Here is a 20,966-nt window from a genome sequence, read left to right on the forward strand (position 1 = left end):
TTTTTCGGCTGGCCGTTCGCGCGCTGTTTTCATGAAACTAATCGTAAAAGTCTTCCCCGAGATCACCATCAAAAGCCGACCTGTCCGGACGAAGTTCATCCGCCAGCTGGCCAAGAACATCCGCACCGTGCTCCGTGACCTGGACCCGGCCGTGGTGGTGAACGGTGTGTGGGACAATCTCGAGCTGGAAACCCGCGTTACCGACCCCAAAGCCTTGAAAGAGATGGGTGAGCGCCTGACCTGCATGCCGGGCATCGCGCACTTCCTGCAGATCGACGAGTACCCGCTGGGCGACTTCGACGACATCACCGAGAAGTGCAAACAGCACTACGGCGATGCACTGGCCGGGAAGATTTTCTCGGTGCGCTGCAAGCGTGCCGGCAAGCACACCTTCAGCTCGATGGACGTCGAAAAATACGTCGGCAGCAAGCTGCGCCGTGAGTGCGGTGCCGCCGGTATCGACCTGAAAGCGCCGGAAATCGAAGTCCGTATCGAAGTTCGCGACAAACGGTTGTTCGTCATTCACAGCCAGCACAACGGCATCGGCGGCTACCCGCTCGGCGCCCTGGAGCAGACGCTGGTATTGATGTCCGGCGGCTTTGACTCGACGGTTGCGGCCTACCAGATCATTCGTCGCGGCCTGATGACGCACTTCTGCTTCTTCAATCTGGGCGGTCGTGCCCATGAATTGGGCGTGATGGAAGTCGCGCATTTCATCTGGAAGAAGTACGGCAGCTCGCAACGCGTGCTATTTGTCAGTGTTCCGTTCGAAGAAGTGTTGGGCGAAATTCTCGGCAAAGTCGATAACAGTCATATGGGCGTCGTATTGAAGCGTATGATGTTGCGCGCGGCCTCCAACATCGCCGACCGTCTGCACATCGAAGCGCTGGTCACCGGTGAGGCGATCTCCCAGGTGTCGAGCCAGACGCTGCCGAACCTGTCGGTGATCGACTGCGTGACCGACAAACTGGTCCTGCGTCCGCTGATCGTGGCGCACAAGCAGGACATCATCGACACGGCCAACGAGATCGGCACCGCCGATTTCGCCCGGCACATGCCGGAATACTGCGGGGTTATTTCGGTCAATCCGAAGACCGCCGCCAAACGCGGTCGCGTTGAGCACGAAGAGAAAGAATTCGACATGGCGGTCCTCGAGCGTGCGCTCGAAAACGCCAAACTGGTGCCGATCGATCGGGTGATCGACGAATTGGGCCAGGACGTACAGATTGAAGAAGTCAGCGAAGCACTGGCCGGCCAGATCGTGATCGACATCCGTCACCCGGATGCCGCCGAGGATGAGCCGCTGGAACTCGCTGGCGTAGAAGTACAGACGATGCCGTTCTACGCAGTGAACGCTCGTTTCAAGGAGCTGGATCCGACTCGCCAGTACCTGCTGTATTGCGACAAAGGCGTGATGAGTCGCCTGCATGCTCACCATTTGCTCAGTGAGGGGCATGCCAATGTGCGCGTTTATCGACCGAGCTAAGTGCCCGGGGCTGTTTGCCTGTGGCCTGCGTCACCGGCCCCCCGACACCGCCGTCAAGCTGTAACGGCCATGCCGGACACTACTGCTAATCGCTGCCAAGACTTGTCAGCAAACCGAATCCTCTGATCGAGATACACAAGTGATCGAAAATCTACGCAACATCGCCATCATTGCCCACGTTGACCATGGTAAAACCACCCTGGTAGACAAACTCCTGCGTCAATCCGGCACTCTGGAGCGCAACGAGCTCAACGACGAGCGCGTGATGGACTCCAACGACCAGGAAAAAGAGCGCGGTATTACCATTCTGGCGAAAAACACCGCCATCAACTGGAACGGCTACCACATCAACATCGTGGACACCCCGGGCCACGCCGACTTCGGCGGCGAAGTTGAACGCGTAATGTCGATGGTCGACTCCGTTCTGCTGCTGGTTGACGCTCAAGACGGCCCTATGCCGCAAACCCGTTTCGTGACCAAGAAGGCTTTCGAAGCCGGCCTGCGTCCGATCGTGGTAATCAACAAGGTTGACCGTCCAGGCGCGCGTCCGGACTGGGTTCTGGACCAGATCTTCGACCTGTTCGACAACCTCGGTGCTACCGAAGAACAACTGGACTTCCAGGTTGTGTACGCCTCGGCCCTGAACGGCATTGCCGGTCTGGATCACACCGCCATGGCTGAAGACATGACCCCGCTGTACCAAGCGGTAGTCGACCACGTTCCGCCTCCGGCTGTTGACCGTGATGGCGCGTTCCAGATGCAGATCTCCGCTCTGGACTACAACAGCTTCCTGGGTGTTATCGGCGTTGGCCGTATCGCTCGTGGCCGCGTCAAGCCGAACACCCCGGTTGTGGCGATCGGTGCCGACGGCAAGCGCCGTAACGGCCGTATCCTGAAACTGATGGGTCACCACGGTCTGCACCGCATCGACGTTGAAGAAGCTGCAGCAGGCGATATCGTTTGCATCAGCGGTATGGACTCGCTGTTCATCTCCGACACCCTGTGCCACCCGGACACTGTCGAGGCGATGAAGCCTCTGACCGTTGACGAGCCAACCGTTTCGATGACCTTCCAGGTAAACGACTCGCCATTCTGCGGTAAAGAAGGCAAGTTCGTGACGTCCCGTAACATCAAGGACCGTCTGGACAAAGAGCTGCTGTACAACGTTGCACTGCGCGTTGAAGAAGGCGACACCGCCGACAAGTTCAAGGTTTCCGGCCGTGGTGAGCTGCACCTCTCGGTATTGATCGAAACCATGCGTCGCGAAGGCTTCGAGCTGGCCCTGGGCCGTCCTGAAGTAATCATTCGTGAAGTGAACGGCGTTAAACAAGAACCGTTCGAAAACGTGACCATCGACATCCCTGAAGAAGCTCAGGGCAAGGTCATGGAAGAGATGGGTCTGCGTAAGGGCGACCTGAGCAACATGGTGCCGGATGGCAAAGGCCGTGTTCGTCTGGAATACAACATCCCTGCTCGCGGTCTGATCGGTTTCCGTAACCAGTTCCTGACCCTGACCAACGGTGCTGGCATCCTGACCTCGATCTTCGATCGCTACGACACCGTCAAGTCGGGCCACATGTCCGGCCGTCAGAACGGCGTTCTGGTTTCGGTTGAAACCGGCAAGGCACTGACCTACTCGCTGGAAACCCTGCAGGCTCGTGGCAAGCTGTTCGTAGAACACGGCCAGGAGATCTACAACGGTCAAATCGTTGGTCAGAACAGCCGCGACAACGACCTGGGTGTAAACCCAACCAAAGGCAAGAAGCTCGACAACATGCGTGCTTCGGGTAAAGACGAAACCATCGCTCTGGTTCCACCTGTTCGCTTCACTCTGGAACAGGCTCTGGAATACATCCAGGAAGACGAGCTGTGCGAAGTTACTCCTAAGTCCATCCGTCTTCGCAAGAAGATCCTGGACGAAAGCGAGCGTACCCGCGCTGCCAAGAAAGCCAAGGCGTAACTTAGCCCGAGCTTGAAAAAACGCCCCCGGTCGCGAGACCGGGGGCGTTTTTGTTTGTCTGGGGGAAATGCAGGTTGGGTCTTGAAGATCAAGAGCCCCTCACCCTAGCCCTCTCCCGGAGGGAGAGGGGACTGATTGGGGGATGTTTTAGAAATGCGTCGACCTGGTGGGGCTGTACCGAATCTATAATCGACTGGATTTTTCAGGTCGGTGTCAGGCGCAAGACACCTCGGTCGGCTCCCTCTCCCTCCGGGAGAGGGCTGGGCGGTCGGCGTTCCGATGAGGGTAAGCGTTTAAAACTTCTCGATTGCGCGGAAATTCTGCTCGCGCACGACTTCCTTCGGCTTGTACGCGCAATACCCCGGCCGCGGCCCGATCTTCGGGTGATTGCGGCAAGTGTCCGGGCGCTTGTCATAAATGGTGCACAGGCGGCTCTTACGATCCAGGTAGTAGCAATCGTTGTTGCTCATGCGCTGCAGGGTGAAGATGCCGGACTTCTGATTGAAACGTTCAACCAGGCCTTCCTTTTGCAGACGCTTGGCGATGTTCTTTGGCGGGTCACCCAGTTCGAACTCGTCGACCACACCGATGCGCACCAGATCCTTGATCTTTACCTCAACCGGCAGCGTGCAGCAGCTGGATATGCAGGAACCGCACATCGGGGCTGAGTATTTCGCCCACGTATCGAGACGATCGATCTCGGCGGCGGCAATCAGGTTGGGCTTCATCATCGGGAGTTACCAGGTGTGTATGCATCAGGGCGCGCGATCATACCGGGACTGGTGGATTTTTGAACAACCTTTCGCCAGATTTTTTCTGCGTGCAGGCACATTGCCGGACAATTCGGCACGGCCCCTGCATTCATTAGCTCACTCGCCAAGGTAATGCCGGGCTATCTCACAGTCTCGGGAAAAACTGCCGAACCAGAGCCGCTACCGTCGGTCAGACCGTCTAGGCTCAGACAATTCCCCGCTCGCTCGAGGTCCTATCGATGACTCAAGAACCACTAGTTCGCGAAGCAGAGGTGGCCGCATTTCGCGACGCCGTCCTGACCAAACTCACCTACGCCGTGGGCAAAGACCCCGATCACGCCTTCGACCATGACTGGTTCGAAGCCATCGCATTGGCTGCGCGTGATCACATGGTCGAACACTGGATGGACCACACCCGGCAGATCTACCGCAAAGGTCAGAAACGGGTGTATTACCTCTCGCTGGAGTTCCTCATCGGCCGCTTGCTCTACGACAGTCTGAGCAACCTTGGCTTGCTCGACGTCGCCCGTGAAGCGTTGACTGAGCTCGGTGTCGATCTGGAACGCATCCGCTTGCTGGAGCCCGATGCGGCGCTTGGCAACGGCGGCCTCGGTCGTCTGGCCGCATGCTTCATGGAAAGCATGTCGACCCTCGGCATCGCTGGTCACGGCTACGGCATTCGTTACGAACACGGCTTGTTCCGCCAGGCCATTGTCGACGGCTGGCAGCAGGAGCAGACCGAGCACTGGCTGGATTTCGGTAACCCGTGGGAGTTCGAGCGGCCGGAAGTGGTTTACACCATCGGCTTCGGTGGCAGCGTTGAAACCGTGACCGATGTCTCTGGTAAATCCAAGCAAGTCTGGTCGCCAGCAGAAACCGTTCGCGCCATTGCTTACGACACGCCGGTAGTCGGCTGGCGCGGGGCGAGCGTTAACACTTTGCGCCTGTGGCGTGCCCGCGCCATGGAAGATTTGCACCTGGAACGCTTCAACGCCGGTGACCACTTGGGCGCCGTTGCCGAAGTAGCCCGTGCCGAAAGCATCTCCCGCGTGCTTTACCCGGCGGACAGCACCGAAGCAGGGCAAGAGCTGCGCCTGCGCCAGGAATATTTCTTTGTCGCTGCGTCGCTGCAAGATCTGCTGCGTCGTCACCGCAATATGCACACCTCGGTATTGACCTTGGGCGATCACGCGGCGATCCAGCTCAACGACACCCATCCCTCGATTGCCGTAGCCGAACTGATGCGCCAACTGGTCGACGTCTACGACGTGGCGTGGGATGCGGCATGGCAAGTCACCGTCGATACGCTGTCGTACACCAACCACACGCTGCTGCCGGAAGCGCTGGAAACCTGGCCGGTGGGCCTGATGGAACGCATGCTGCCGCGGCACATGCAGATCATTTACCTGATCAACGCCCAGCACATCGACTCGCTGCGCGCCAAAGGTATTCATGATTTTGACGTGCTGCGTGCGGTGTCGCTGATTGAAGAGGACAACGGTCGCCGGGTGCGCATGGGCAACCTCGCTTTCCTCGGTTCGCACAGCGTCAACGGCGTGTCCGGATTGCACACGCAATTGATGCGCAAAACCGTGTTCGCCGAACTGCACAAGCTGTATCCGGAGCGGATCAACAATAAAACCAACGGCATTACCTTCCGCCGCTGGTTGTATCAGGCCAACTCTGAACTGACTTCGATGCTGGTCGATGCGCTCGGCCCGGATCTACTGGATAACCCCGAAGAGCGTCTGCTCGATCTCGAGCCGTTTGCCGAAAAAACTGCGTTCCGTAAAGCTTTTGCCGAACAACGGCTGCACAGCAAAAAAGCGCTGGCCTATCTGATTCACGAACGGCTGGGGATCGCGGTCAATCCGGCGGCGATGTTCGATGTACAGGTCAAGCGGATCCACGAATACAAACGCCAGTTGCTCAACCTGATGCACACCGTGGCGTTGTATCAGGCGATTCGCGCCGAGCCGGAAGTCGACTGGGTGCCACGGGTGAAAATCTTCGCCGGTAAAGCCGCAGCGAGTTATCACCAGGCCAAACTGATCATCAAGCTGACCAACGATATCGCTCGAGTGGTGAACAACGATCCGACCGTGCGCGGCTTGCTGAAAGTGGTGTTCCTGCCCAACTACAACGTCAGCCTTGCAGAGAGCATCATTCCGGCGGCGGACTTGTCCGAGCAGATCTCCACTGCCGGCTTCGAAGCGTCGGGCACCAGTAACATGAAGTTCGGTCTCAACGGTGCACTAACCATCGGCACGCTGGACGGCGCCAACGTGGAAATGTGCGAGCGCATCGGTGCCGAGCACATGTTCATTTTCGGCCTCAGCGCGCAGCAGGTTGAAGCGCGTAAACAGAACCACGAGTTCAGCGCGTTGCCGGACATCGCCGCCTCCCATCGTCTGAACGATGTGCTGCAGGCGATCCGCAGCGGGGTGTTCTCGCCGGACGACACGTCGCGTTACACCGGGCTGATCGATTCGCTGGTGGATTACGACCGCTTTCTGGTCTGCGCCGACTTCGACTCGTATTGGGAAGCGCAGAAGCGGGTCGAAGCGCATTGGCACGACTCCAACAACTGGTGGCGTTCGGCAGTGCTCAACACGGCGCGGATGGGCTGGTTCTCCTCGGACCGGACGATTCGCGAGTACGCCACGGATATCTGGAAAGCGCTGGAGTAACTTTCCGCAACAAATGTGCGCAAGGCCCAACGTTTGTTGGGCCGGATCGATATACTGAGCGCCGGTCACCACCAATCCAATGTGGGAGCGAGCCTGCTCGCGAAGCGGTTGTCATGTTAAACAGAAATGTTGGCTGACAAACCGCTTTCGCGAGCAGGCTCGCTCCCACAGGGTTTGTGCCTAGACTGAAGCAATCGCCGGACTCGCCCCGTCTTGGGGCTGCTTAGGGATATCGACCATGCAATGGATGTTCATGTTGATCGGGCTGGTGCTCGGCTGGCTGTTCGACGAGTCGTTCAGTGATGCGCTATTAGGCGCGTTGCTCGGGCTGGCTATCGGGCAGACGATCCGCATCGCGCGGCTTGGCTCGCTGGCGGCGGCGCAACAGCAGCAACTTGAGCAGGCGAAGGTCGCTTTGCAAGGCGTCGAGCAACGTCTGTTTTTGCTCGAAGGCGCGCCCCTTCATGCCGCGCCGCCACCGACTTCGGCGCCGGCCGCCGAACCTGTCGTCGAACCCCTCAAAGCAGTCGAAGAAGCCCCGGTCCCCGAACTGGTCTGGGAACTGCCGCCCGAACTCGAACCGATTTCCGCCGTCGCCAGTGAAACCAGTCAACCGCTGCCCGCTGATGTGTGGCGCCTCGACGCCGTCACGCCCGAACCGCAAACACCTGCCGAACCCCGTGGGCCGAACCTTTATCGAGCGTGGCATCAGCGCCGCGCGCAATTGGTTGTTCGGCGGCAACACCGTGCTGCGCGTCGGCGTGGTGTTGCTGTTCTTCGGTCTGGCATTCCTGCTGCGCTACGCCACCGAAGGCATGGTTGTGCCGATCGAGGTACGTTACGCCGGTGTCGCGGCAGCCGCGTTGGGCCTGCTGGCGCTGGGCTGGTGGCTGCGGCGGCGCAACAGCAGTTACGCCTTGATGCTGCAAGGCACCGGGATTGCGGTGCTGTACCTGACGGTGTTCGCGGCGATGCGTCTGCATCCGTTGCTCGATCCGTCCGCAGCGCTGGGATTGTTGGTCGCGGTGACGGTATTTTCGGCGATTCTGGCGATCACCCAAGACTCGCTGGCGTTGGCTGCCGTCGCCGCATTGGGTGGATTCGCCGCACCGATCCTGACCTCGACCGGCGCCGGCAACCACGTCGCACTGTTCAGTTATTTCGCTTTGCTCAATGCCGGCATTCTCGCTATCGCCTGGTTCAAGGCCTGGCGCTTGCTCAACCTGATCGGCTTTGTCGGCACCTTCGGTATCGGCTTCGCCTGGGGCCTGCGTTCGTATGCGCCGGAGCTGTTGTGGAGCACCGAGCCGTTCCTGATTCTGTTCTTCCTGATGTACCTCGCTATCGGCCTGTTGTTTGCCCGGCGCAAATTGCTCGATATGTCTGACGCGCCGGCAGACAGCGACCGTGATGCATTGCTGCACTGGTCGGCACGCAAGGGCGATTATGTCGACGGGACGATGCTGTTCGGTCCGCCAATCATTGGTTTCGGTTTGCAGTTTGCGCTGGTGCAGCATCTGGAGTTTGCCGCGGCGTTCAGTGCGCTGGCGTTGGGCATGATCTACATGGTGCTGGCCAAGGTATTGATGGGCGGTCGTGCGGTGCTGCTGGGTGAAACCTGTCTGGCGCTCGGGGTGATTTTTGCCAGTCTGGCGATCCCGCTGGGGCTGGATGCGCGCTGGACCTCGGCGGCATGGGCGGTGGAAGGCGCGGGGATTTTCTGGCTCGGTCTGCGTCAGCATCGACCGTTCGCCCGGGCCTTTGCCTTGCTACTGCAACTGGGTTCCGCGTTAGCCTTCCTCAGTCAGTTGCGGGTTGGCGAAAGCAGTTTGCTCGACGGTGCTCCGCTGGGCGCGTTGATGCTGGGCTTCGCGTTGCTGTTCAGTTTCTACCAATTGCGCAAGGCTTCGCCGCAACAGGCCTCGCCCTGGGAGCGTCAAGGCTTGCCGGTGCTGGCGTGTCTGGGCCTGACCTTCCTTTATCTGCTGGCGCCGCTGTTCTTCTTCGTTCAGGCCACGGCGATCAGTTGGGCACTGGCCGGGTTGGTGACGTTGTTTGTCGGCCTGCGAATTCAGTCGCGCACGTTCCTGTTCACCGCGTTTGCCGTGCAGTTACTCGGTGGCGCACTGTTCTTGTTGCGCCTGCAAGGCGCGGGCGAAGACTCGGCGGCGGTGTTCAGCGCCGGTTGGAGTGGCTTGCTCAGCGCTTCGCTGATCGGTCTGGCGTTGATTGCCGGCATGCTGTTGGCGGCTCGCGATGAAATGGTGCGCGGCGACGTGCGTCTGCTGCGCGGTCTGTCGGTGGTGTTGTTGGCCGGTCTGGTGCTGATCAATCTCGCGGTGTTGTTTGTCCTGCCGTGGCAGACCGCGAGCGCGGTGTGGGCGGCCAGTGGCCTGCTGATCATCTGGCTGAGTCTGTACCTCAAGCAGCGTGTGAGTTTTGTTTTTGGTCTGCTATTGCAGGTGATTGGCGGCGCGGCGTTCTTGCTGGCCGGTCCGGAACTGCTCGGGCCGCTGTCCAGCGAAGGGCTGAAGCCTTTGGCCCATGGCGGATTCTGGACGCCGCTGGTGCTGGGGCTGGCGGCAATGATCGGTGCGTGGCGCCTGCAACTGGGCAATCACGCCTCGGCATTCGATGCGTTGAGTTTGCAGCGCTTGTCCGAAATATTGCTGGTGTGGGGCGCGGGTTGGTGGGCGTTGGCGTGGGTCAGCGAGGTACTGCGTTTTGCTGCGCCGAATCTGCAAGGCACGTTGCTGCTCTTGGTTGCAGCCGTAAGCGTGGGGTTGTGGACTGTGTTGTCGCTACGTTTGAAATGGCCGGCGCTGGGCTTGCTCTGCACCTTGCTGATTCCGGCGGCGGCTCTTGTGCTGTTCGGCGCGTGGCATTCGCGTTATCACCCGGCAGCTGACTTCGGCTGGCTGGCATGGGCGGCGATATTCGCCGTGCATTTCTTCAGCTTGCGACGCTTGGCGCCGATGCTGCCGGCGCGCGCTTTGAGCACGGCACATGTGCTCGGCTGCTGGCTGCTGATCGGCGTGCTGGCGCTGGAATTGCGCTACGGCCTGCTGCTGTTGTCCGAGCAATACAACGCCTGGCGTTGGCTGGGTTGGGCGATTCTGCCAAGCGTTTACCTGCTGCTGGCAGCAGCACCGCGCAGCTGGCCGTGGCCGGTCGCAGCGTTTGCCCGCGAGTACCGCTTGTACGCCGCTGCGCCGTTGGCGGTATTGATGCTGGCGTGGTTCTGGCTGGCCAATGGCGTCAGCGATGGTAATGCCGAGCCACTTCCTTACGTGCCGCTGCTCAATCCATTAGAGCTGGGTTTGTTGTTCGCCTTGTTCGGCGTCTATGTCTGGTCGCGCAGTGCGATATCGCAGTTGTCGATTCGACAGGACTACGCCGATAACGCCACGCAATTGATTGCCGGGATTTCGCTGTTCGCCTTCTGCACCGCGCTGGTCACCCGCGCCGCGCACCATTGGGCCGGGATCCCGTTCGAGCTGGATACGCTGCTCGCCTCAATGCTGGTGCAGGCCGGATTGTCGATCGTCTGGACGCTGATGGCGCTCGGGCTGATGATCGGCGGCCATCTGCGTCATCGCCGCGAAGTGTGGCTGATCGGCGCAGCATTGATTGCGCTGGTGGTGGCCAAACTGATTTTTGTCGAACTGAGCAACCGTGGTGGCCTCGCCCGGATCGTCTCGTTTATCGGCGTCGGAGTGTTGCTGCTGGTGGTCGGTTATTTCGCGCCGCTGCCGCCCAAACGCGTCGATGCTGACCCGGCGGCGGACAAACCGGCCCCGGACACCGAAGGAGTTTCATCTTGAGTCGCATGCTGAATCTGGGTTGGTTGGCGTTGGGCGTGGTGATGGTGGCCGGCGCTCAGGAAAAACCGGCGGACTTCGCCACGCAGGTGACGTTGTCGGTCAGTGGCAACGGCCCGTGGTACCGCCTCGAATTGCCGTTGAGCGTGCAATTGCAGGCACGCCAGACCGATCTCAGTGATCTGCGTGTGTTCAATGCCGCCGGCGAACCGCAGGCTTACGCCTTGGCGCGCGAGTCGGCGCAGACCCGCGACGACGGTCAGTTGCACGAGGTTAAGTGGTTCCCGCTGTACAACGCCGCTGACGCCAGCGAACGCGCGCCGAATGTGCGTGTGCAAGCGACCACCAACGGCACATTGGTCGAGGTGCAGCCGTCCAGTCAGTTGGAGGCTGGAGAAGAGATTCTGCGCGGCTGGCTGTTGGATGCGAGTGCGATCAAGGCGCCGTTGCAGCAGTTGATCCTCGACTGGACCAGCGAGCGCGACGGTTTTCAGCGCTTCAGCATTGAGGCCAGTGACGACCTGCAACATTGGCAGCCATGGGGCGAAGGGCAGGTGGCACGGCTGACCTTTTCCGATGAGCGCATCGAGCAGCATGAAGTGACATTGCCGGGGCAATCGGCGCGTTATGTGCGGCTGTTGTGGGAGTCGCCGAATTCGGCGCCGATCCTGACGGCGGCACAACTGAAAAGCAGTGATCCGCGCAATGTGCCGCTGCCGTTGGTCTGGTCGCAGGCAGTGGCCGGCAGCAGCACCAAGGCCGGGGAATACACCTGGCAGTTGCCGATGGGGCTGAATGTCGAGCGGGTGCAGGTCGAAATCAAACAACCGAACAGTCTGGCGCCGGTGACATTGTCGGGCCGACGTGAAAGCAGCTTGCCGTGGCAGGAATTGAGCAGCGGTCTGCTCTATCGCCTGACCCAGAATGGTCAGGACGTGGTGCAGAACGAATTGCAGCTCTACGGGCAGACCGTGCAACAGTTGAAGCTGACGGTAGATGAGCGTGGCGGTGGTCTGGGCGAGCAGGCGCCAAGCGTGAAGTACGCGGTGCGAGCCACGCAGGTGATTTTCCTTGCACGGGGGGAGGGGCCGTACAGTTTGGCGTTGGGTAATCCGACGGTGAAAACGGCGAACTTGCCATTGGCGACGCTGATTCCCGATTTCAAACCGGAGAAGCTGGCGGCATTGGGTAAAGCTGTGGTTCAGGGTGATGCGGTGGCTACGCAGACTTCGACAGCGACCACGGTGGCGGTGGCTGAGACCAACTGGAAGAAGATCGGCTTGTGGGCGGTGTTGTTGTTGAGTGTGGTGTTCCTCGGGGCGATGGCGGCGAGTCTGTTGCGCAAGCCGCCGACCAACACCTGAGAATGGCTGGCGCTGCGCGCCATTCGCGAGCAGGCTCGCTCCCACATTGAATCTTCAATGGACGCCAATTCAGCGGTCACCCCCGATTCCCTGTGGGAGCGAGCCTGCTCGCGAAAGTGGCGTGTCAGCCAATACATATTCCGAACTGATCAATTAACCCCCAGCCACACCCGTCCGATTTCCAACTACGCTAAACCCGCTACCTGAACTCTCCCCCGACAATCACGTCTCATACAGGCAAATACACCCCAACGCACGTTACCGGGCGTCTTCGCTCGCTACGGTTTCAGACTCCCTGTAAACTGCGCGGGTTTTTAGCCCCCCATTCCACCGGAGCCGTCCATGTCCCGCGTTACCCTGAGTCGCTATTTGATTGAGCAGACCCGCAGCAATAACACTCCTGCCGATCTGCGTTTCCTGATCGAAGTGGTCGCGCGTGCTTGCAAAGAAATCAGCCACGCCGTGTCCAAAGGCGCCCTGGGTGGTGTTTTGGGCAGCATGGGCACTGAAAACGTCCAAGGCGAAGTGCAGAAGAAACTCGACGTGATCTCCAACGAGATCCTGCTCGAAGCCAACGAATGGGGCGGTCACCTGGCCGGCATGGCGTCCGAAGAAATGGACAATGCCTACCAGATCCCGGGCAAATACCCGAAAGGCGCGTACCTGCTGGTATTCGACCCACTGGACGGCTCGTCGAACATCGACATCAACGCCCCGGTCGGCACCATCTTCTCGGTACTGCGTTGCCCGAACGAATACCTGAGCCAGAACGAGCCGCTGAACGAGAAAGCGTTCCTGCAGCCAGGCACTCAGCAAGTTGCCGCCGGTTACGCAATCTACGGCCCGCAAACCATGCTGGTACTGACCCTGGGCGACGGCGTCAAAGGCTTCACCCTCGACCGTGAAATGGGCAGCTTCGTGCTGACCCACGAAGACATCACCATTCCTGAGTCGACCCAGGAATTCGCCATCAACATGTCCAACCAGCGTCACTGGGAAGCCCCGGTACAACGCTACGTGGGCGAGCTGCTGGCCGGTGAAGAAGGTCCGCTGAAAAAGAACTACAACATGCGTTGGGTCGCGGCGATGGTTGCCGACGTACACCGCATCCTGACCCGTGGCGGTCTGTTCATGTACCCGCGCGACAGCCGTGAGCCATCCAAGCCAGGCAAACTGCGTCTGATGTACGAAGCCAACCCGATGTCGTTCCTGGTGGAACAAGCAGGCGGCGCGTCGACCGACGGTCACCAGCGCATCCTCGACATTCAGCCAGAAGGCCTGCACCAGCGTGTAGCGGTGTTCCTCGGCTCGAAAGAAGAAGTCGCACGCGCTACGGCCTACCACAAGGAATAAACCATGACCGCGCCCTGGCAGCCGTTGCTCGATTGGTGGTTCGGACACGCCGAATCCCCGGACGAGATCTCGGCTGACAAGGGCAAGTTGTGGTTTGGCAAGCGAGACAGCCAAGACCTCGAAGCGCGTGAGCGTTTCGGGGTCTTTGTCGATCAGGCCCTGGCTGGCGAATTGACCGAGTGGACGCAACGTCCCGAAGGTTGGCTGGCGGTGGTGCTACTGCTCGATCAACTGCCGCGAATGATCTTTCGTGATACTCCCAAAGCGTTCTCCGGTGATCTGCGCGCGCAGAAACTCGTCGCGCAAGGTATTGCCGCGGATTTCGATCGGCAGTTGAAGCCGATTCAGCGTGTATTCATTTATCTGGTGTTCGAACACTGCGAAAACCTCGCGGTGCAGAATGAGGCAGTTTCCCGGTTTATCGAGCTGGTGGCTGAACAGCCGGAAGGTGAGCGCGCGGTGTTTGCCGATAATCTGGATTATGCTGAACGGCATCAGAAAGTGATTGCGCGGTTTGGACGGTTTCCGCATCGCAATGCGGTGTTGGGGCGGGAGTCTACGGCGGAGGAGTTGGTGTTTCTCGATCAGCCTGGATCACGGTTCTAAATCAAGGATTGCCTCGTAGAAGCCGTTTCATCAACAGTGCCGGTAGGCTTTTTCGCGTATCGACAATGATATGGATGAAAACCGTTTTTTCTCGCACCTCATAAATAATCCGGTTCCTTCCCAAAACAATCTGGCGGTATTGGCCGAGATTGAGCTTCTCGATTTCTTCGGGGATTGATCCTGAATAAGGCAGATCTGCGAGGCCGAGAATCGCAGTCTTGAGGTCGGCATAAGTGCTTTGCCAAATTTGAAATGAGAACTGTCTGACGAGGTAGGAGCGAAGTTCTTTGAGATCTGCTTGTGCGGACTGGAGAATAACGACCTTTAAACTCATTGATGATCGGCCTTGTCCAAATCGGCAAAGACATCTTCAGCATCACTGAACTTGCCTTCCTCAATCTCCCGATTACCCATCGCCAACAGTTTCAACAAGGCCATCGTGCCTTCTTGCTCTTCAAAGCTTTTCACATCCATCACCACTAGCTTGGCTTCACCGTTTTGAGTGATTACCAGCGGCTCGCGGCTTTCTGTGATTGATTTGACGATTTCGGCTGTGTGACTTTTCAGGTAACTGATGGGTTTGATTTGCGATGAAAGCTTCATGGTTGAGCCCCGCTAAATTGAATGGGACTGAGTTTAGTCTTAATTCAGTCCAGCGTCAGTTCGAGCAGACGAGCGTGTTTCAATTCCAAATTCTTTCGTTGCTGATGCCGCCATCGCGGGCAAGTCCGCTCCCACAGGATATCTGTGAACCATACAGAACCATTGTAGGGCCGAGCTTGCTCGCGAAGGCGCCAAAAGCAGCGCCGCTTAAATGCGGAAACTACCCACCAACTGCTTCAACCGCGCCGCCTGCTGCTCCAGATCCGAGCAAGCCCGCAACGTCGCCTGCAAGTTCTCCACACCTTCCTGATTCAGCGTGTTGATCTCGTTGATATCGACATTGATCGACTCGACCACTGCCGTCTGCTCTTCAGTCGCGGTGGCCACCGACTGGTTCATCCCGTCGATCTCGCCAATACGCTGAGTCACGCTGCCCAGACGCTCGCCGGCCTGGTTGGCGATGCCGACGCTGCTTTCGCTCTCGCGCTGGCTCTCGGTCATGATGCTGACCGCCTGGCGCGCGCCGACTTGCAGCTCTTCGATCATCTTCTGCACTTGCTGCGCCGAATCCTGGGTGCGGTGCGCGAGGTTACGCACTTCATCGGCGACCACAGCGAAACCACGACCGGCTTCACCGGCTCGTGCCGCTTCGATCGCAGCGTTGAGCGCGAGCAGGTTGGTCTGCTGGGAAATGCTGGTGATCACTTCGAGAATCTGACCGATGTTCACCGTGTTGCTGTTCAGGGTTTCGATGTTGCCGCAGGAATCGCTGATCTTCGCCGACAGCTGCTGCATGGCCTGGATGGTTTTATCCACAACCTGCTGACCGTCGACCGCAAGGCTGCGCGCGTCGCTGGAATGCTGCGAGGCGAGGGCGGCGTTCTGGGCGATTTCCTGCGCGGCGGCGCCGAGCTGGTTGATCGCGGCAGCGACGCTGTTGGTGCGTGAGGCTTGCTGGTCGGAGTTGTACATCGACGAGTTCGACGCTGCGACGACACGCAGAGCGACTTCGTTGACCTGGCCGGTGGCCGACGATACTTCGCGAATCGAGGTGTGGATACGTTCGACGAAGCGGTTGAACGAAGTGCCCAGCGCGCCGAATTCGTCGTTGCCGTGGATCACCAGACGCTTGGTCAAGTCGCCTTCACCTTCGGCGATGTCGTGCATCGCGCGGCCCATGGTCAGCAGTGGCTGCATCAGTACGCGGATCAGCATGCCGAGCAGGGCGATGATGATCACCACGGCAATGACCATGGCAATCAACGCCGAGGTGCGGAATTCGCTGAGCATCGAGAACGCGGTGTCTTTATCGAGCACCAGCGCCACGTACCAATCGGCCGACGGCACGCCGTTGACGCGGGTGAAGGAGATCAGTTGGGTCTTGCCATCGAACTCGACTTCTTTCAGGCCCGGGCTGACTTTCGGCGCGCCATTCGGGTAGGCCTCGGCGAGGGTCTTGAGCACCAGTTTGCTGTCCGGGTGGATCAGGATCTTGCCGTCGGCACTGACGATGAATGCATGGCCGTGGCCACCGAAGTTCAGCGAGTTGATGATTGCGCTGACGCTGGTCAGATCGATGTCGGCACCGGCGACGCCGAGCATCTGGCCCTGGCGCTGCACCGGGGTGGCGACGGTGATCACCAGTTTGCCCGAGGACGCGGCGATGTACGGTTCGGTGACGATGGTTTGCTGCGCGCTGTTCGCTGCTTTGTACCAGCCACGGGCGCGCGGATCGTAATCGGGTGCGCGGTTGCCGGCCGGTACCGAGAACATCACGCCGTCGGCACCGCCGAAATAGCTGAGCTGGAAATTGCCGGTGTAGGCGGGCAGGTCAATGATGCGTTTCAGGCTGGCCGGGGCGTTGCCGTCGACGGCCACTTGCTGCGACAGCGATTGCAGCAACTGAATGCGACTTTCCAGCCAGGTCTGGATATTGCTGGTGGTCAGGCTGCCCAGCTCCTGCATCGACGCTTCGGTGCTCGTGCTCAAGGCTTCGCGCTGTCGATAGTCGTTGAAGAAAATGAAACAGGCGAACGCAACGGCCACCACGAGGGCGGCAGCCAACAAAATCTTGTGGCTGAATTTCATGTTTCTGGTCATCGAATGAACTACCGCGAAGGGGCTGGTCAAGAAAGGGCGGCAATTTGCCACACTCGGGGGCTTTGCGCTGCTCTTATTTCGACCGCGGCGCGCCAAAGATTAGGCGTCTTTGGTGAAATGCGACGAAATGCTCAATAGCCCTACAAAGTGTCTGATTTACCGGCAAATGCCAGACGGGCGGGCTAATAAATAGCCATTCCCCCAGGGAACCAGATGAGGGTTTTCTCTTCTAAGCTTCTGGTTGGCACCATGCCATCCCCCCTCGTTCCAGGAGTTACACCATGTCGCTGCGATCTATCGCCCTTCTGACGTTTTGCGTGCTGTTGGCCGCATGCAGCAAGGTCAATCAGGAAAACTATTCGAAGCTCTCGGCCGGTATGGCCAAGGCCGAAGTCGAGACTCTGCTCGGCAAGCCCACCGATTGCTCGGGCGCGCTCGGCATGTCCAGTTGCACCTGGGGCGACAAGAACAGCTTTATCAGCGTGCAGTACGCCGGTGACAAAGTGCTGATGTTTTCCGGCCAAGGCCTGAAGTAAACCGGGGCTTCGCGCCCACGGAGAAGAAAAATGAAGCGGTTATTGCTGATCCTTTTTGCCGGCCTGGTACTGGCCGGCTGCGCCACTTCCGGCGTCGACCCGTTGGCGCCGAAAACCGTCAACAGCGTCAATCTCAAGCGCTATCAGGGCACCTGGTACGAACTGGCTCGCTTGCCGATGTACTTCCAGCGCCATTGCGCGCAATCCGAAGCCCATTACACCCTCAAGCCTGACGGTAATGTCGCGGTGCTCAATCGCTGCCTGACGCCGGACTGGCAGTGGGAAGAGGCCAAGGGCACGGCTTATCCACAGGTGCCGGGCAAGACCGACAAGCTCTGGGTCGAATTCGATACCTGGTTCTCGCGTCTGATTCCGGGTGTGGCGAAAGGTGAATACTGGGTGTTGTACGTCAGCGATGACTACAAGACCGCCATCGTCGGCGACCCGAGTCGCAAGTACATGTGGTTGCTGTCGCGCACGCCGACCGTCAACGGTGTGGTGCGTGAAGAGCTGCTGAGCAAGGCGCGTCAGCAGGGCTATGACACCACGCGCTTGATCTGGCGCGCGTCGGATCGGCAGATGGCCAAGACCTCGAATTAATCACCCATCCTGATCGCTCCCACGCTCCGCGTGGGAGTGTCTCAATGGACGCTCTGCGTCCGCTTGTGGGACGCAGAGCGTCCCGGGCTGCATTCCCACGCAGAGCGTGGGAACGATCAGCTGTCAGCCGAGGAGGTCGCGCAGAACCTGGGTGAAGGCACGAGCACTGTCCTCTTCCCCTGCATGCCGCCCATCGCGCACTACCCACTGGCCATTGACCAGCACATCGCGCACCTGCCGATCGCCACCGGCAAACAGCCAGCGATTCAAAATCCCGTCACCGCTCGCTGTCGCCAGATACGGATCGCTGCCATCGAGCACAATCCAGTCCGCCCGCTTGCCAACTTCCAGCGCACCAACCGGCTGACCCATCGCCTGCGCACCACCGTCCAGCGCCGCGTCATACAGCGTGCGCCCAACCATCGGCTGATCCGCGCCATACAAACGATTACGGCGCTGATCACGCAGACGCTGGCCGTATTCCAGCCAACGTAATTCCTCCACCACGCTCAGCGACACATGGCTGTCGGAACCGATGCCCATGCGCCCGCCCTGAGCGAGGAAATCTACTGCCGGGAAAATCCCGTCACCCAGGTTCGCTTCGGTGGTCAGGCACAGGCCGGCAATGGCGCGACTCTTGGCCATCAGCGTGACTTCTTCCGGATTGGCGTGGGTCGCGTGCACCAGGCACCAGCGCTGATCGACTTCGGTGTTTTCGTACAGCCATTGCAGCGGACGCCGACCGCTCCAGCTCAGGCAGTCGTCGACTTCTTTCTGTTGTTCGGCGATGTGAATATGCACAGGGCATTGCTTGTCGCTGGCCGCCAAGACTTCGCTGATCTGCTGCGGGGTCACCGCGCGCAACGAGTGGAAGCACAGACCCAGCGACTGCGCCTTTTGCTGCGCCAGTAACGGCTGCAAACGCGATTGCAGATTCAGGTAATTTTCGGTGCTGTTGATGAAGCGGCGCTGGCCGTCATTCGGCGTCTGGCCGCCAAAACCGGAGTGGCTGTAGAGCACCGGCAACAGGGTCAGACCGATGCCGCTTTCACTCGCCGCCTGACTGATGCGCAACGCCAGCTCAGCCGGATCGGCATACGGCTGACCATTGCTGTCGTGATGCACGTAATGAAATTCGGCCACCGATGTGTAACCGGCCTTGAGCATTTCGATGTACAGCTGACGGGCAATGACGCCGAGTTGATCCGGGCTGATTTTTCCGACGAGCCGATACATCAGATCGCGCCAGGTCCAGAAACTGTCGTTCGGGTTGCCGGCCACTTCGGCCAGACCCGCCATCGCCCGCTGGAACGCGTGGGAGTGCAAATTAGGCATGCCCGGCAACAGCGGGCCGCTCAGCCGTTCGGCGTCATCTGCGGTGGAATCGGCCTGAATCTGGGTCAGCAGGCCATCGGCGCTGACCTCAAGACGTACATTGTTGGCCCATCCGTTAGGCAGCAGTGCGCGTTCGGCAAAGAAGGCGGACATGGTTCAGCACCCCATCGTGTGTTATTTGTATATACATATACAGACGTTTGCCTGCCCGGTAAACTCCGGCAAGCTAGCAACCTTCATCCAATGAACAGGGATCAACCGTGCCGACTCCGCCTCCAGTCTCCCCGTTGGCCGCGAACATGGGCGACAGTCCGGCGCCCTTGTACGCCCGCGTCAAACAGATGATCACCCAGCAGATCGACAGCGGAAACTGGCCGCCGCACTACCGCGTGCCGTCCGAGAGCGAGCTGGTCAATCAACTCGGTTTCAGCCGCATGACCATCAACCGCGCGCTACGCGAGATGACCGCTGACGGTCTGTTGGTGCGCATGCAAGGCGTCGGCACCTTCGTCGCCGAACCGAAGAGTCAGTCCGCGCTGTTCGAAGTGCACAACATCGCCGACGAGATCGCCTCCCGTGGCCATCGCCACACCTGCCAGGTCATCACCCTCGAAGAGGAGGCCGCCGGTTCCGAGCGCGCACTGGCGCTGGACATGCGTGAAGGGCAGAAGGTGTTCCACTCGCTGATCGTGCATTACGAAAATGACATTCCGGTGCAAATCGAAGACCGTTTCGTCAACGCGCTGGTCGCCCCGGAATACCTCAAGCAGGACTTCACTCTGCAAACGCCTTACGCCTATCTCAATCAGGTCGCGCCGCTGACCGAAGGCGAGCACGTGGTTGAAGCGATCCTCGCCGAATCCTCCGAGTGCAAGTTGCTGCAGATTGAAAAGGGTGAGCCGTGCTTGTTGATTCGTCGCCGCACGTGGTCGGGACGTCAGCCGGTGACCGCTGCACGATTGATTCACCCGGGTTCCCGTCATCGTCTGGAAGGACGGTTTCATAAATAGAGAGCATAAATGAATGGTTTGAAGGTTTTACGCGCCGAGGGCTACCCGCGCATGCCGTGGAAAAACGGCGGCGGCAGCACTGAAGAAATCACCCGTGATGCGGGCGCCGGGCTGGACGGTTTTGGCTGGCGCCTATCGATTGCCGACATCGCCGAATCCGGTGGTTTTTCAACATTCGCCGGTTATCAGCGGGTGATCACCGTGTTGCAGGGTGACGGCATGACCCTGTGCGTCGACGGTGACGATACGCGACCATTGTTACCGCTCGACCCGTTCGCCTTCAGTGGCGAAAGCCAGGTGTCGTGCACGCTGCTTGGCGGCGCAATTCGCGACTTCAATCTGATTTACGCCCCGCAGCGTTACAGCGCGCGGTTGCAGTGGCTGGACGGTGAGCAGCGGCTCTTCAGTTCGGCGGGTACGGTGTTGGTGTTCAGTGTCAGTGAGCTGTTGGACGTTCAGGTCGGTGACACTGCATCGCAACTCGGTCGCCATGATTGCCTGCAATTGGACGGTAACGCCGGGTTGGCCGAAGTCTCCACCAATGCGGGTTGCTGCGTCATTGAACTGACTGCACGCTGATTCAGAAATCTTAAAAGATCGCAGCCTTCGGCAGCTCCTACAGGGTGTACATCAATCCCACTGTAGGAGCTGCCGAAGGCTGCGATCTTTTGCTTTTGGGATGTTCCCAACCCACGCACCAACTTGTTACCGAACGCCCCAGCGTGGCGCAAAACCACGCTTTCGTAACAA

15 protein-coding genes and 2 pseudogenes are annotated in these 20,966 nt (G+C 59.4%); 11 read left to right on the forward strand and 6 right to left on the reverse strand.

Going from position 1 to position 20,966, the window contains the following annotated elements; genetic code table 11:
- Positions 1 to 31 precede the first annotated feature (31 nt).
- Together thiI and typA are read left to right on the forward strand one after the other, a co-directional pair.
- Positions 32 to 1,486, forward strand: a complete 1,455-nt coding sequence (gene thiI / locus AB4N44_RS19150; RefSeq protein ID WP_095047172.1) for a tRNA uracil 4-sulfurtransferase ThiI — start codon at positions 32 to 34, stop codon at positions 1,484 to 1,486.
- A 139-nt stretch (positions 1,487 to 1,625) separates the two neighbouring features.
- Positions 1,626 to 3,446, forward strand: a complete 1,821-nt coding sequence (typA, locus tag AB4N44_RS19155) for a translational GTPase TypA (RefSeq protein ID WP_034153003.1) — start codon at positions 1,626 to 1,628, stop codon at positions 3,444 to 3,446.
- 293 nt (positions 3,447 to 3,739) lie between these two features.
- Here the strand turns inward: typA and AB4N44_RS19160 are convergent, their stop codons facing one another.
- A complete protein-coding gene (locus AB4N44_RS19160; protein WP_008080573.1) occupies positions 3,740 to 4,177 on the reverse strand; it encodes a YkgJ family cysteine cluster protein in 438 nt (145 codons plus the stop codon).
- 260 nt (positions 4,178 to 4,437) lie between these two features.
- On the opposite strand from AB4N44_RS19160, the gene AB4N44_RS19165 reads away from it, so the two are divergent.
- The 5 genes and pseudogenes from AB4N44_RS19165 (at position 4,438) to AB4N44_RS19185 (ending at position 14,032) form a co-directional block, all read left to right on the forward strand.
- Positions 4,438 to 6,888, forward strand: coding sequence for a glycogen/starch/alpha-glucan phosphorylase (locus tag AB4N44_RS19165; RefSeq protein WP_150750172.1), 2,451 nt, complete (start codon positions 4,438 to 4,440; stop codon positions 6,886 to 6,888).
- Positions 6,889 to 7,126: 238 nt separating this feature from the next.
- Positions 7,127 to 10,712 (forward strand): annotated as a pseudogene (locus tag AB4N44_RS19170) (DUF2339 domain-containing protein).
- Positions 10,709 to 12,073, forward strand: a complete 1,365-nt coding sequence (locus tag AB4N44_RS19175; protein WP_460107972.1) for a DUF3999 domain-containing protein — start codon at positions 10,709 to 10,711, stop codon at positions 12,071 to 12,073. The pseudogene AB4N44_RS19170 and the gene AB4N44_RS19175 overlap by 4 nt, the downstream one beginning before the upstream one ends.
- Positions 12,074 to 12,415: 342 nt before the next feature.
- Positions 12,416 to 13,426, forward strand: a complete 1,011-nt coding sequence (locus tag AB4N44_RS19180; protein WP_007909265.1) for a class 1 fructose-bisphosphatase — start codon at positions 12,416 to 12,418, stop codon at positions 13,424 to 13,426.
- Between the two features lie 3 nt (positions 13,427 to 13,429).
- Entirely contained in the window at positions 13,430 to 14,032 is a 603-nt protein-coding gene (locus AB4N44_RS19185; protein ID WP_127925503.1) for a DUF924 family protein, read from the forward strand.
- A 1-nt stretch (position 14,033) separates the two neighbouring features.
- Here AB4N44_RS19185 and AB4N44_RS19190 read toward each other — a convergent pair whose 3' ends face one another.
- From AB4N44_RS19190 to AB4N44_RS19205, 4 genes and pseudogenes are all read right to left on the reverse strand, one after another.
- Positions 14,034 to 14,366 (reverse strand): type II toxin-antitoxin system RelE/ParE family toxin, encoded by a 333-nt coding sequence (locus AB4N44_RS19190; RefSeq protein ID WP_127925504.1) that lies wholly within the window; start codon positions 14,364 to 14,366, stop codon positions 14,034 to 14,036.
- Positions 14,363 to 14,635: a type II toxin-antitoxin system Phd/YefM family antitoxin gene (locus AB4N44_RS19195; RefSeq protein WP_127925505.1), complete on the reverse strand. Its 273-nt coding sequence runs from the start codon at positions 14,633 to 14,635 to the stop codon at positions 14,363 to 14,365. The genes AB4N44_RS19190 and AB4N44_RS19195 overlap by 4 nt, the downstream gene beginning before the upstream one ends.
- Positions 14,636 to 14,842: 207 nt before the next feature.
- Positions 14,843 to 15,607 (reverse strand): methyl-accepting chemotaxis protein, encoded by a 765-nt coding sequence (locus AB4N44_RS19200; protein WP_371920137.1) that lies wholly within the window; start codon positions 15,605 to 15,607, stop codon positions 14,843 to 14,845.
- Positions 15,608 to 15,748: 141 nt separating this feature from the next.
- Positions 15,749 to 16,735 (reverse strand): annotated as a pseudogene (locus AB4N44_RS19205) (cache domain-containing protein); the annotation flags it as partial.
- Between the two features lie 281 nt (positions 16,736 to 17,016).
- Between AB4N44_RS19205 and AB4N44_RS19210 the strand changes: the two are divergent.
- On the forward strand, positions 17,017 to 17,271 hold the full coding sequence (locus AB4N44_RS19210; protein WP_003220802.1) for a hypothetical protein: 255 nt from the start codon (positions 17,017 to 17,019) through the stop codon (positions 17,269 to 17,271).
- Positions 17,272 to 17,301: 30 nt separating this feature from the next.
- Positions 17,302 to 17,871, forward strand: a complete 570-nt coding sequence (locus AB4N44_RS19215) for a lipocalin family protein (RefSeq protein WP_122609145.1) — start codon at positions 17,302 to 17,304, stop codon at positions 17,869 to 17,871.
- A gap of 123 nt (positions 17,872 to 17,994) precedes the next feature.
- On the opposite strand, the gene AB4N44_RS19220 is transcribed toward AB4N44_RS19215, so the two are convergent.
- The gene (locus tag AB4N44_RS19220; RefSeq protein ID WP_460107967.1) at positions 17,995 to 19,359 is read right to left on the reverse strand and encodes a formimidoylglutamate deiminase; all 1,365 of its coding nucleotides are present in this window, start codon (positions 19,357 to 19,359) and stop codon (positions 17,995 to 17,997) included.
- Between the two features lie 146 nt (positions 19,360 to 19,505).
- Here AB4N44_RS19220 and hutC point away from each other — a divergent pair, with 146 nt between their 5' ends.
- Both hutC and AB4N44_RS19230 read left to right on the forward strand, forming a co-directional pair.
- Positions 19,506 to 20,216 carry a histidine utilization repressor gene (hutC, locus tag AB4N44_RS19225; RefSeq protein WP_162130175.1) on the forward strand — a complete coding sequence of 237 codons (711 nt, stop codon included), beginning with the start codon at positions 19,506 to 19,508 and terminating at the stop codon, positions 20,214 to 20,216.
- A 9-nt stretch (positions 20,217 to 20,225) separates the two neighbouring features.
- Positions 20,226 to 20,795, forward strand: a complete 570-nt coding sequence (locus AB4N44_RS19230; RefSeq protein WP_150750166.1) for a HutD/Ves family protein — start codon at positions 20,226 to 20,228, stop codon at positions 20,793 to 20,795.
- Positions 20,796 to 20,966 lie beyond the last annotated feature (171 nt).

It is taken from the genome of Pseudomonas sp. S3_C06, assembly GCF_054667675.1.

Excerpts from the sequence above, each read along its gene's own strand:
- AB4N44_RS19210 (WP_003220802.1), top strand. The coding sequence starts at position 17,017 with ATGTCGCTGCGATCTATCGCCCTTCTGACGTTTTGCGTGCTGTTGGCC.
- thiI (WP_095047172.1), top strand. The coding sequence starts at position 32 with ATGAAACTAATCGTAAAAGTCTTCCCCGAGATCACCATCAAAAGCCGA.
- AB4N44_RS19195 (WP_127925505.1), bottom strand. The coding sequence starts at position 14,635 with ATGAAGCTTTCATCGCAAATCAAACCCATCAGTTACCTGAAAAGTCAC.
- AB4N44_RS19215 (WP_122609145.1), top strand. The coding sequence starts at position 17,302 with ATGAAGCGGTTATTGCTGATCCTTTTTGCCGGCCTGGTACTGGCCGGC.
- AB4N44_RS19160 (WP_008080573.1), bottom strand. The coding sequence starts at position 4,177 with ATGATGAAGCCCAACCTGATTGCCGCCGCCGAGATCGATCGTCTCGAT.
- AB4N44_RS19165 (WP_150750172.1), top strand. The coding sequence starts at position 4,438 with ATGACTCAAGAACCACTAGTTCGCGAAGCAGAGGTGGCCGCATTTCGC.
- AB4N44_RS19180 (WP_007909265.1), top strand. The coding sequence starts at position 12,416 with ATGTCCCGCGTTACCCTGAGTCGCTATTTGATTGAGCAGACCCGCAGC.
- hutC (WP_162130175.1), top strand. The coding sequence starts at position 19,506 with ATGGGCGACAGTCCGGCGCCCTTGTACGCCCGCGTCAAACAGATGATC.
- AB4N44_RS19230 (WP_150750166.1), top strand. The coding sequence starts at position 20,226 with ATGAATGGTTTGAAGGTTTTACGCGCCGAGGGCTACCCGCGCATGCCG.
- AB4N44_RS19220 (WP_460107967.1), bottom strand. The coding sequence starts at position 19,359 with ATGTCCGCCTTCTTTGCCGAACGCGCACTGCTGCCTAACGGATGGGCC.
- AB4N44_RS19200 (WP_371920137.1), bottom strand. The coding sequence starts at position 15,607 with ATGTACAACTCCGACCAGCAAGCCTCACGCACCAACAGCGTCGCTGCC.
- AB4N44_RS19190 (WP_127925504.1), bottom strand. The coding sequence starts at position 14,366 with ATGAGTTTAAAGGTCGTTATTCTCCAGTCCGCACAAGCAGATCTCAAA.
- AB4N44_RS19185 (WP_127925503.1), top strand. The coding sequence starts at position 13,430 with ATGACCGCGCCCTGGCAGCCGTTGCTCGATTGGTGGTTCGGACACGCC.